This is a genomic window from Mesorhizobium sp. M7A.F.Ca.US.002.01.1.1, from assembly GCF_004022955.1.
GTDB classification, from domain to species: Bacteria; Pseudomonadota; Alphaproteobacteria; order Rhizobiales; family Rhizobiaceae; genus Mesorhizobium; species Mesorhizobium ciceri.
In genome coordinates this window covers 1-11,485 of the sequence record NZ_RZQE01000166.1, presented here as the reverse complement: position 1 = coordinate 11,485, position 11,485 = coordinate 1, and the positions used below count along the sequence as shown (strand labels likewise).

At 61.3% G+C, this 11,485-nt stretch carries 11 protein-coding genes; all 11 read right to left on the bottom strand.

Annotated features, from left to right (window positions below):
* On the bottom strand, positions 1 to 430 hold a 430-nt coding region (locus EN932_RS17550), incomplete at its 3' end, for an FGGY family carbohydrate kinase (protein ID WP_245483290.1).
* 96 nt (positions 431 to 526) lie between these two features.
* Entirely contained in the window at positions 527 to 2,254 is a 1,728-nt protein-coding gene (locus EN932_RS17545; RefSeq protein WP_013531807.1) for an ABC transporter substrate-binding protein, read from the bottom strand.
* A gap of 79 nt (positions 2,255 to 2,333) precedes the next feature.
* On the bottom strand, positions 2,334 to 2,627 hold the full coding sequence (locus tag EN932_RS17540) for a DUF2160 domain-containing protein (RefSeq protein WP_024503495.1): 294 nt from the start codon (positions 2,625 to 2,627) through the stop codon (positions 2,334 to 2,336).
* Entirely contained in the window at positions 2,624 to 3,538 is a 915-nt protein-coding gene (locus tag EN932_RS17535; protein ID WP_128368946.1) for a carbohydrate ABC transporter permease, read from the bottom strand. Before EN932_RS17535 ends, EN932_RS17540 begins: the two co-directional genes overlap by 4 nt.
* Position 3,539: 1 nt before the next feature.
* Positions 3,540 to 4,406 carry a sugar ABC transporter permease gene (locus tag EN932_RS17530; protein ID WP_013531810.1) on the bottom strand — a complete coding sequence of 289 codons (867 nt, stop codon included), beginning with the start codon at positions 4,404 to 4,406 and terminating at the stop codon, positions 3,540 to 3,542.
* The gene (locus tag EN932_RS17525; RefSeq protein WP_013531811.1) at positions 4,407 to 5,474 is read right to left on the bottom strand and encodes an ABC transporter ATP-binding protein; all 1,068 of its coding nucleotides are present in this window, start codon (positions 5,472 to 5,474) and stop codon (positions 4,407 to 4,409) included.
* Between the two features lie 10 nt (positions 5,475 to 5,484).
* Positions 5,485 to 6,564: an ABC transporter ATP-binding protein gene (locus EN932_RS17520; RefSeq protein WP_024503497.1), complete on the bottom strand. Its 1,080-nt coding sequence runs from the start codon at positions 6,562 to 6,564 to the stop codon at positions 5,485 to 5,487.
* 42 nt (positions 6,565 to 6,606) lie between these two features.
* A complete protein-coding gene (gene glpD / locus EN932_RS17515; protein WP_127369306.1) occupies positions 6,607 to 8,133 on the bottom strand; it encodes a glycerol-3-phosphate dehydrogenase in 1,527 nt (508 codons plus the stop codon).
* Positions 8,134 to 8,259: 126 nt separating this feature from the next.
* Positions 8,260 to 9,027, bottom strand: a complete 768-nt coding sequence (locus EN932_RS17510; RefSeq protein WP_127369307.1) for a DeoR/GlpR family DNA-binding transcription regulator — start codon at positions 9,025 to 9,027, stop codon at positions 8,260 to 8,262.
* Positions 9,028 to 9,105: 78 nt separating this feature from the next.
* On the bottom strand, positions 9,106 to 10,515 hold the full coding sequence (locus tag EN932_RS17505; protein ID WP_127369308.1) for an aspartate aminotransferase family protein: 1,410 nt from the start codon (positions 10,513 to 10,515) through the stop codon (positions 9,106 to 9,108).
* Between the two features lie 100 nt (positions 10,516 to 10,615).
* Positions 10,616 to 11,347, bottom strand: a complete 732-nt coding sequence (locus EN932_RS17500; RefSeq protein ID WP_013531816.1) for a peptidase — start codon at positions 11,345 to 11,347, stop codon at positions 10,616 to 10,618.
* Positions 11,348 to 11,485 lie beyond the last annotated feature (138 nt).

Genomic DNA, 11,485 nt, shown 5'->3' with positions numbered 1-11,485 from the left:
GCATCCAGGAGATCTTGGTGCCGGAAAAATACGGATCGAGCAGCAGGCCGGTCTTTTTGGTGAATGTCTTCTCCAGCCCCTGCTTCTTGAGTTTCTGGCACAGCGGCGCGGTGCGCCGGTCCTGCCAGACGATGGCGTTGTGGATCGGTTTGCCGGTCGCCCTGTCCCAGATAACGACGGTTTCGCGCTGGTTGGTGATGCCGATCGCGGCCACGTCGGATGCATCCCGGCCGGCCTTTTTCAGCGCCGCCTTCACGGTCGACACCACGCTCGCCCAGATATCCTCGGGATCGTGCTCGACCCAGCCGGAGGCCGGGTAATGCTGGGTGAACTCCTTCTGTCCGCTGCCGACGAGCTTCATCTGGCCGTCGAACAGGATCGCCCGGGTCGAAGTCGTGCCCTGGTCGATGGCAAGGATGTATCCGGTCATTCTGCCTCCCCGCTTATTTTTTACACAAACAGGGGAGACGGCAAGATGCCGCCTCCCCTTATTCTCATGATGCAGGCGCGAACGCCGGCACCAAGGTTACTTCTGCCAGCTCTTCACCAGTTCGTCGTAGTTGATGGTGATCGGCTTTTCCTTCTCGTTCTCGATCTTCAGCTGAGGAGCGAGATTGCCTTTCTTGACCGCGTCGGCGTTCCAGTAGGCGAGGTCATGCTCTTCGGCCATCTTCGGGCCGATATCGCCCTGGACGCCCGATTTCTCGATGCGGCTCATGACCTTCTCCTGCTCGCCGCAGAGCGAGTCCATCGCTTCCTGCGCCGTCTTGGCACCCGACGACGCATCGCCGATCGCCTGCCACCAGAGCTGTGCCAGCTTTGGATAATCAGGCACGTTGGTGCCGGTCGGCGACCACTGGACGCGGGCCGGCGAACGGTAGAACTCGATCAGGCCGCCGAGCTTCGGAGCCCGCTCGGTGAAGCTCTTGTCGTGGATCGTGCTCTCGCGGATGAAGGTCAGGCCGACATGGCTTTTCTTCACGTCGACAGTCTTCGAGGTGACGAACTGCGCGTAGAGCCAGGCGGCCTTGGCGCGGTCGGTCGGGGTCGACTTCATCAGCGTCCAGGAGCCGACGTCCTGATAGCCGAGCTTCATGCCGTCCTTCCAGTAGACGCCATGCGGCGACGGCGCCATGCGCCACTTCGGCGTACCGTCGTCGTTCAGCACCGCCTTGGCGCCGGCATCGACCATCGAAGCGGTGAAGGCGGTGTACCAGAAGATCTGCTGGGCAACCGCGCCCTGCGCCGGAACCGGGCCGGATTCGGAGAAGGTCATGCCCTGGGCTTCCGCCGGAGCGTAGGCCTTCAGCCAGTCGAGGTATTTCTGGATCGAGTAGACGGCGGCCGGGCCATTGGTGTCGCCGCCGCGCGCCGTGCAGGAGCCGACCGGACGCGAATTCTCGTCGACCTTGATGCCCCACTCATCGACCGGCAGACCGTTCGGCAGGCCCTTGTCGCCATTGCCGGCCATCGACAGCCAGGCGTCGGTGAACCGCCAGCCGAGCGACGGGTCCTTCTTGCCGTAGTCCATGTGGCCATAGACCTTCTTGCCGTCGATCTCGCGGCCGGTGAAGAACTCGGCGATGTCCTCATAGGCAGACCAGTTGACGGGAACGCCAAGGTCGTAGCCGTACTTGGCCTTGAAGTCCGCCTTGTTCTTCTCGTCGTTGAACCAGTCGTAACGGAACCAGTAGAGGTTCGCGAACTGCTGGTCGGGAAGCTGGTAGAGCTTCTTGTCCGGAGCGGTCGTGAACGAGGTGCCGATAAAATCCTTCAGGTCGAGGTTCGGGTTGGTGACATCCTTGCCCTCGCCCGCCATCCAGTCGGTCAAATTGCGCACCTGCTGGTAGCGCCAGTGGGTGCCGATCAGGTCGGAATCGTTGACCCAGCCGTCATAAAGGTTCTGGCCCGTCTGCATCTGGGTCTGGATCTTCTCGACGACGTCGCCTTCCTGGATGACGTCATGCGTGATCTTGATACCGGTGATGGCGGTAAAGGCCGGCGCCAGCACCTGCGATTCATACTGGTGCGTGGCGATGGTTTCCGAAACGACCTTGATGTCCATGCCGGCGAAAGGCTTTGCGGCATCGATGAACCACTGCATTTCGGCTTCCTGGCCAGCGCGGTCGAGCGTCGAGAGCGGGCCGATTTCCTTGTCCAGGAAAGCCTTTGCCTCGTCCATCCCGGCATAGGCATTGCCCACGCCCAGCAACAGGACAAGGGCCGTCGTTGATGTTAAAAATTGCCTTCGCATGTGTTTCCTCCACAGTTTTAAGGTTCAAGTGCGATCTGGAGCGGCCGCCGGCACGCGGTCGCTCCAACAGTTTCCCCCTCTATACGTAGCGGAACACGCCAATGGCGTAGACCACGGAGAGAGCGAGAGCCCACCACAGGTTGGATCCGACAAGACCCAACCAAGCGAGATGGATAAAGGCGCTGCCAAGCAGCGACAGGAAAAGACGGTCGCCGCGCGTTGTCTCGAAGCGCAGCACGCCGACGCGCGGATTGCCGCCCGGCGAGGCGTATTCCCACGCCGCCATGCCGCAAAGCAGCAGAAGGATGGTCCCGAAAAAGGCCGCCGTCGGCCACGTCCACGCCATCCAGGTGAGGTCGAAATTCATCGTCAAACCCTCCCCAGGGCGAAGCCCTTGGCGATATAATTGCGCACAAACCAAATGACGAGCGCGCCGGGGATCAACGTGAGCACGCCGGCGGCGGCGAGCAGGCCCCAGTCCATGCCAGCGGCCGAAACCGTGCGGGTCATGGTGGCGGCGATCGGCTTGGCGTCGGTGGTGGTCAGCGTACGGGCGATAAGCAGTTCCACCCACGAGAACATGAAGCAGAAGAAGCAGGCCACGCCGATGCCGCTGGCGATCAGGGGCATGAAGATCCTGACGAAGAAGCGCGGGAACGAATAGCCGTCGATATAGGCGGTTTCGTCGATTTCCTTCGGCACACCCGACATGAAGCCTTCGAGGATCCCCACCGCCAGCGGCACGTTGAACAGGCAGTGCGCCAGCGCCACCGCAATGTGCGTGTCGATCAGGCCGAAGGCCGAATAGAGCTGGAAGAACGGCAGCGCGAACACCGCCGGCGGCGCCATGCGGTTGGTCAGCAGCCAGAAGAACAGGTGCTTGTCGCCGAGGAAGCGGTAGCGCGAGAAGGCGTAGGCTGCCGGCAGCGCGGCAGCCACCGAAATCACCATATTCATCACCACATAGGTGATCGAGTTGATGTAGCCCGAGTACCAGGAGGCGTCGGTGAAGATGGTGACGTAGTTGGCGAGCGTCGGCTGGTGCGGATAGAGTGTCAGCGAGGAGACGATCTCGGCATTGGTCTTGAAGCTCATGTTGATGAGCCAGTAGATCGGCAGCAAAAGCACGACGATGTAGATCGTCGGCACGATCCACCACCAGCGCGATTCCTCGCCGCGTTTGCGCATCAGCCGGGCGACCTGATCCTGCGACAGTGTGCTCGCCAGTTTGCCCGCTGCTGTGGTCTCGCTCACTCTATCGGCTCTTTCGTTGGCGCCGGTCATCTCAGCGCTCCGCGTCGTAGTTGGTCATCACGGTGTAGAAGACCCATGACAGCAGAAGGACGATGAGGAAGTAGACCAGCGACATGGCTGCGGCCGGACCGAGGTCGAACTGGCCGAGCGCGGTCTTGACGAGGTCGATCGACAGGAATGTCGTCGAGTTGCCGGGACCGCCGCCGGTCACCACGAAGGGTTCGGTATAGATCATGAATGAGTCCATGAAGCGAAGCAGCACGGCGATCAGCAGCACCCTGTTCATCTTCGGCAGCTGGATGTAGCGGAACACCGCCCAGCGCGAGGCGCCATCGATCTTGGCCGCCTGATAGAAGGCATCCGGAATGGAGACCAGGCCGGCATAGCAGAGCAGCACGACGAGGCTGGTCCAGTGCCAGACATCCATGATGATGACGGTGACCCAGGCATCGAACGGGTCCTGCACATAGTTGTAGTCGATGCCGAGCGCGTTGACGTAGTAGCCGAGCAGGCCGATGTCGTTGCGGCCGAAGACCTGCCAGATGGTGCCGACGACGTTCCACGGAATCAGCAGCGGCAGCGCCATGAGCACCAGGCAGACCGGCACGCCCCAGCCCTTTTTCGGCATGTTGAGCGCGATGAAGATGCCGAGCGGCACTTCGATCGCCAGGATGATGAAGGAGAAGATCAGGTTGCGGACCATCGCTTCCCAGAAGCGGCTGGAAGACAGCAGTTCCTCGAACCACTCGGTGCCGGCCCAGAAGAAGACGTTGTTGCCGAACGTGTCCTGCACCGAATAGTTGACGACGGTCATCAGCGGGATGACCGCCGAGAACGCCACCAGCACCAGCACCGGCAGCACCAGGAACCAGGCCTTGTTGTTCCAGGTCTTTTCCATCTATGCCCCCATCTCGACGCGCCAGGAATCGGCATAGATGTTGATGCCGGCCGGCTCGAACCGCACCTTCGGATCGGCCGGCACGGTCTCGTCCTCGCCGATGACGGCCGCAATCTCGCGGCCTTCGAGCTTGGCGCGGACCACCTTGTGGCGGCCGAGATCCTCGACCTTGCTCACCTGCACGGCCATGCCGTCGCGGCCAAGCCGGACATATTCGGGACGGATGCCGAGTTCGATGGCGCCGCTGCCCGCTTTTGGCGCGCCCGGCAGTTCGATGCGCTGCGAGCCGAGCGTCGCCGTCTTGCCGTCGATGGCCACCGGCATGACGTTCATGCCGGGCGAGCCGATGAAATAACCGACAAAGGTATGGCGTGGCCGTTCGAACAGTTCGGCCGGCGTGCCGATCTGGACGATGCCGCCGTCATACATGACCACGACCTGGTCGGCGAAGGTCAGCGCCTCGGTCTGGTCGTGGGTCACATAGACCATGGTGTAGCCGAAGCGGCGGTGCAGCTGCTTCAGCTGCGAGCGCAGCACCCATTTCATATGCGGGTCGATGACGGTCAGCGGCTCGTCGAACAGGATGGCGTTGACGTCGGAGCGCACCAGCCCGCGGCCGAGCGAGATCTTCTGCTTCTGGTCGGCGGTCAGGCCCCTCGCCTTCTTCTTCGCCCAGGACGCCAGGTCGATCATCTCCAGCGTCTCGCGCACCTTGCGGTCGACATCGGCTTCCGGCACGCCGCGATTGCGCAGCGGGAAGGCCAGATTGTCGTAGACGGTCATGGTGTCGTAGATGACCGGGAACTGGAACACCTGCGCGATATTGCGCTCCTGCGTCGACAAATTGGTCACGTCCTTGCCGTTGAACAGCAACTGACCGTGCGACGGGTGCAGCAATCCCGAAATGATGTTGAGCAGCGTGGTCTTGCCGCAGCCCGATGGCCCGAGCAGCGCATAGGCGCCGCCGTCCTCGAAGGTGTGGTGCACTTCCCTGAGCGCGAAATCGGCATCCTTCCGAGGGTTCGGCAGATAGGAATGCCTGACATGGTTGACGTCTATGCGTGCCATATCTTTCCCCTCAAGCCGCCAGCTTCGGCGCGGCCACGGCACGGCCGTGCTCGTCGAAGACCATGATGTGGCGCGGATCGATGAACACCTCGATCTCGGCGTCGGGTTCGAAGTCGCGGATGCCGTGGCTCAGCATCACCCAGCGTGCATCCGCGAAATCGAGATGGATGAAGCTTTCCGAGCCGGTGATTTCGGTGATCGTCACCTTGGCGCGCACCGGCACAGCGGCGGCATTGGGCCGATCGAGCGACAGGTGATGCGGCTGAAAACCGACCGTGTACATGGCATCGGCAATGCCGGCGAGATCGGCGGGCACCGGCAGTTTGACCCCACCTTCGAGCAGGAAATCCCCACCTTTCTTGGCCAGCACGATGGTGTTGAGCGGCGGGTCGGCGAAAGTCTTGGCCGTCACCAGATCGACCGGTTTGCGGAACACGTCGATGGTCGGTCCGAACTGGGTAATCCGCCCTTCGGAAAGCGTCGCCGTGTTGCCGCCGAGCAGCAGCGCTTCGTGCGGCTCGGTCGTGGCGTAGACGAAGATGGTGCCGGCGGCGGCGAAGATCCTGGGCAATTCGGCGCGCAGTTCCTCGCGCAATTTGTAGTCGAGATTGGCGAGCGGTTCGTCGAGCAGCACCAGGCTGGCGTTCTTGACGATGGCGCGCGCCAGTGCGGTGCGCTGCTGCTGGCCACCGGACAGGCTCAGCGGCGTGCGGTCGAGATAGGGCGTCAGCTTGAGAAGTGCTGCGGCATGGCGCACTTCCTTGTCGATCTTCGCCTGATCGGTTCCCGCCACCCTGAGCGGCGAGGCGATGTTCTCATAGACGGTCATCGCCGGATAGTTGATGAACTGCTGGTAGACCATGGCGATCTTGCGCTTCTGCACCGGCACGCCGGTGACATTCTGGCCGTCGAACCAGATCGAACCGGAGGTCGGCACGTCGAGGCCGGCCATCAGCCGCATCAGGCTGGTCTTGCCCGAAAGCGTCGGTCCGAGCAGGACATTGAGCGAGCCGTGCTGGAGCGTCAGCGACACATCGCTTATATGCGCGACAGCACCGACCGTCTTGGTGACGTTTCTCAGTTCCAGCATGACGCCTCCTCCCAGGCCTTCCGCATCAGCTCAAACCCCTCTTCATTCGGCAGCCGCGACATGGCGCCGGCTTATGCCGTGCATGAATTCATCGAGAGCCGCCACCTGCTCGCGGCTGAGATGCAGACCGCGCTTGGTACGGCGCCACAATACATCTTCCGATGTGACGGCCCATTCGTTTTGAACGAGATAGCGCACCTCGGCCTCGTAGAGATCGGCGCCGAAGTTGCGGCCGAGATCGACGTTCGATTTGGCCAGCCCCAGCAGCATCCTTGCGCGGGTGCCATAGAGCCGGGTCAGCCGGCGAGCCAGGCGCGCGTCGAGGAACGGATAGGCGGTCTTCAGTTTCGCCACTTCGGCATCGAAACCGGTGGCCGGGAAATCGCCGCCCGGCAACGGCGCGTTTGCCGTCCACGGCTTGCCGCGTTTACCCAGAAAACCCTCGATCTTTTCCAGCATCGATTCCGACAGCCGGCGATAGGTGGTGATCTTGCCGCCGAAGGCGTTGACGATCGGGGCGGCACCATCGCCGCCATCGGCCTTGAGCACATAGTCGCGCGTCGCTTCCTGCGCCTTGGAGGCTCCGTCATCATAGAGCGGACGGACGGCGGAATAGGTCCAGACGATGTCCGAACGCTTGACGGCTTCAGCGAAATATTCGCTTGCCGCGGCGCAGAGATAGTCGATCTCGGTGTCGCTGATCCTCACGTCATGCGGATCGCCGGGATAATCCTGGTCCGTGGTGCCGATCAGGGTGAACTCTTCCTCGTAGGGAATAGCGAAGATGATGCGACCATCCCTGTTCTGGAAGAAATAGGCGCGCGGATCGTCGAATTTCCTGGCGATGACGATGTGGCTGCCCTGCACGAGGCGGACATTGTGCACATCGTTGAGGCCGACGACGCCGGAAAGCACATGATCGACCCAGGGGCCGGCGGCATTGACCAGCAGGCGCGCCTTGACCTCCTCGGTCTCGCCGGTCTGCAGATCCTCGACCTGGACCGTCCACAAGCCGTTTTCGCGGCGCGCGCCGGTCACTTTCGTGCGGGTGCGGACCGTTGCGCCGCGGTCGGCCGCATCACGTGCATTCAGCGCCACCAGCCGCGCATCATTGACCCAGCCATCCGAATATTCGAAGGCCTTCTTGAATAGCGGCTTCAAAGGCTTGCCGGCCGGATCCCTGGCCATGTCCAGCGTCCGGGTCGCCGGCAGCAATTTGCGCCCGCCAATGTGGTCGTAGAGGAAGAGACCGAGCCTGATCAGCCAGGCCGGGCGCAGGCCCTTGGCATAGGGCAGCACGAAGCGCATCGGCCAGATGATGTGCGGCGCGTTCTTCCACAGAACCTCGCGCTCCATCAGCGCTTCGCGCACCAGGCGGAATTCGTAGAATTCGAGGTAGCGCAGGCCGCCATGGATCAATTTGGTTGAGCCCGAGGAAGTCCCGCTGGCGAGGTCGTTCATCTCGGCGAGAAAGACGGAAAAGCCACGCCCGACGGCGTCGCGGGCGATACCGCAGCCATTGATGCCGCCGCCTATGACGAAAATGTCACGGATCGGAGATGCGTCCACAAATTCCTCCAGCGATTTCGCATTGCACCATTTTTGGGCTTTTACGAAACCGTGTCGGAATTATTTCGAAATGATAACGAATGTCAAACGAAATATCACGGGCGCGTGATATCAGCTGAAAACCGCCTAGGCGAGCGACGTCTCGATCAGCTGAACCTCGGCCTCCTGGCAGATCTTGCGCACCGAGGGGATATCGCAGCGGTCGGTGATGAAGGTGTTGACCTGCGACAGATGGCCGATGCGCACCGGTGCGGTTCGCTCGAATTTGGTCTGGTCGGAAACCAGGATGACATGCCTTGCATTGGCGATGATCGCCTGCGCCACCTTGACCTCGCGAAAATCGAAGTCGAGCAAGGCGCCGTCATGGTCGATGGCGGATGCGCCGATCACCGCGTAATCGACCTTGAACTGCCTGATGAAATCGACCGCCGCCTCGCCGACCACACCGCCATCGGAACCGCGCACGACACCACCGGCGATCACCACTTCGATCGACGGATATATCCGCATCCTATTGGCAACATTGATGTTATTGGTGATGACCATGAGACCGCTGTGATCGAGCAACGCCTTGCTGACCGACTCGGTCGTGGTGCCGATGTTGATGAACAGCGAGGCGTTGTCGGGGATCAGCCTGGCTGCCGCACGGCCGATCGCCTCCTTCTCGTCGGCGGCAATCTTGCGTCTCGCCTCATACTCCATGTTCTCGATGCCGGAGGGGTACAGCGCGCCGCCATGGATGCGCGAGAGCAGCCGCTGATCGCACAAATCGTTGAGGTCCTTGCGGATGGTCTGCGGCGTCACATTGAAGTGGTTGGCCAGATCATCGACCAGCACGCGGCCGTGATCCTTGGCCATCTGGATAATCTCGGCATGGCGCGGCGACAGATACATGGGCAACCTCCCGTTTTCGTTTTTCTTGTCTATAGTCGAAAACGAAACCGATGAAAAGGCATAAGCCGGCTAACGAAATCAGCGACCCAGGCCACGTGCGATTTCAGTAATCACCACAAAAGCCGTTTCGACATCGGCGGCGGTCGCCTCGAACTGTCCGACCTGGAACCGGATTGCGATCAGTCCATCAACCTTCGTCTGCGTCAGGTAGATGCGGCCATCGTCGTTGATCGCATTGACAAGGCGCAGATTGTGCTCGTCCCCGTCGGTTGCGGTCTTGTGCCGGAACGAGAACAACGACAGCATCGGTTCGCTGACGATCTCGAAATCCGGCTCCCTTGCCAGCCGCGCCGCCAGCCCTTCGCTCCACGCGACATGATTGCGGATCATCGCGCGCAGGCGTTCCAGGCCATGGGCGCGCAGCAGGAACCATAATTTCAACGCGCGAAATCGCCTCCCGAGCGGTACCGACCATTCGGAATAGTTGATGATGCCGTCATGACCGTGCGTCTTCAGATAATCCGGCTTGATGGCCAGCGTCCTGACATGGCTTTCAGGGTCGCGCAGGAACTGGATCGAGCAGTCGAACTGAGCGCCCAGCCATTTGTGCGGATTGAAAACGATCGAATCGGCGCCTTCGACGCCTGTCCAGAAATGCCGATATTCCGGACAGATCATCGCCGATCCCGCCCAGGCGGCATCGACATGGAGATAAAGCCCATGCCGCCGTGCCACCTCGGCAACCGCAGCAATGTCGTCGGTGCCGCCAGTGCTGGTGCCGCCGACGCAAGCGATGATGCCCGCCGGCAGCATGCCGGCTTCCCGGTCGGCGACGATTGCCGCCTCGAGCGCGGCCGTGTCCATGGCGCGAAAGCGGCCGCTGACGGGAATGCGCACGAGATTGTCCTCGCCGATGCCGGACACCCAGATCGCCCGGTCGATCGACGTGTGCACCTGGTCGGAGGAGTAGATGCGCAGCCGCGCCTGCCCTGCCAGGCCCTGTTTGTTGCCTTGCCAGTCGAGTGCCCGTTCGCGCATGGTCAGCACCGCGGCCAACGTCGCCGATGAGGCTGAATCCTGGATTACGCCCGAGAAGCCTTCCGGCAGACCGAGCGCCTGGCGCATCCAGTCGACGGTGCGCGTTTCGAGTTCGGTCGCCGCCGGCGACGTCTGCCACAGCATGCATTGCGCGGCCATCGCCGAAACAAGATATTCCGCCACCACCGAAACCGGCGCCGCATTGGCCGGGAAATAGGCGAAGAAGCGCGGATGCTGCCAATGCGTCATTCCCGGCAGGATCTTCTCTTCGAAATCGGCGAAGATCCGGTCCATCGGTTCGGCGTCTTCGGGCGGCGAAACCTCGATGCTTCTGGAAACGGCGCCGGGTTCTACCAGTGGCCGCACGGGGCGGTCGCGCAGATTGTTGCGATAGTCAGCGCCCCAGTCGGCGGCGCGCCGCGACCATTGCCGGAAATCATCATTGTTCATCCTGTCCTCCCGACATGATCCATCGCTACCATCCGTCGCGGTTGGTCTCTTATTAATTAACGCGTGAAATATATGCAACCAGCAAGAGATGCCGCACGCCTCAGCCAGGGAAATCCGGCAGGCTGGCAAAAGCCGTCTTCAGCGCATTCGACCAGCCATCGGAGATCGTGCGGTAATACTGGTCGTCCTGGCCGATCCGCTTCTTCAATCCGACCTTGAAAGCGTCCTTCTCCAGGAAGAGCAGGTCGAGCGGCAAGCCGACGGACAGGTTCGACTTCAACGTCGAATCGAACGACACCAAAAGCAGCTTCACCGTCTCGGCGAGGCTCATCGTCTTTTCGTAGGCGCGGATGATGATCGGCTTGCCGTATTTGGTCTCGCCTATCTGGAAGAACGGCGTGTCATCGGTCGATTCGATGAAATTGCCTTCGGGATAGATCATGAACAGGCGCGGCTCGCTGCCCTTGATCTGACCGCCGAGGATGAAGGACGCATTGAAATAGGAATCCGCCTTCTCGCCAGCGGGTGACGAATTGGCGATGACCTCCTTGACCGTGTCGCCGACAATGCGGACCGTTTGGTACATCGACGGCGTTTCGAGCAGTGTGGAATGTCTTTCGGAGATTGCCTTGGTGCGCTCGTCAAGCAGGCTGACCACGGCCTGCGTCGTCGCCAGATTGCCCGCCGACATCAAAACGATGACGCGTTCGCCCGGCTCTTCCCAGACATGCATCTTGCGAAAGGTGGAGATGGAATCCATGCCTGCATTGGTGCGCGTGTCGGACATGAACACGAGCCCGCGATCGATCTTCAGGCCAACGCAATAGGTCATGGAATCTCTTCTAGAGCAATTCCAGGAAAAGTGTGAAGCGGTTTTCCGTCCGGAATTGCGTTAAAACAAAGGGATAGAGCGGTTCGGGGTTCCTTGAAACGATGAATCGCTCGGCAGCAATCTTGCGAGGATTACTGC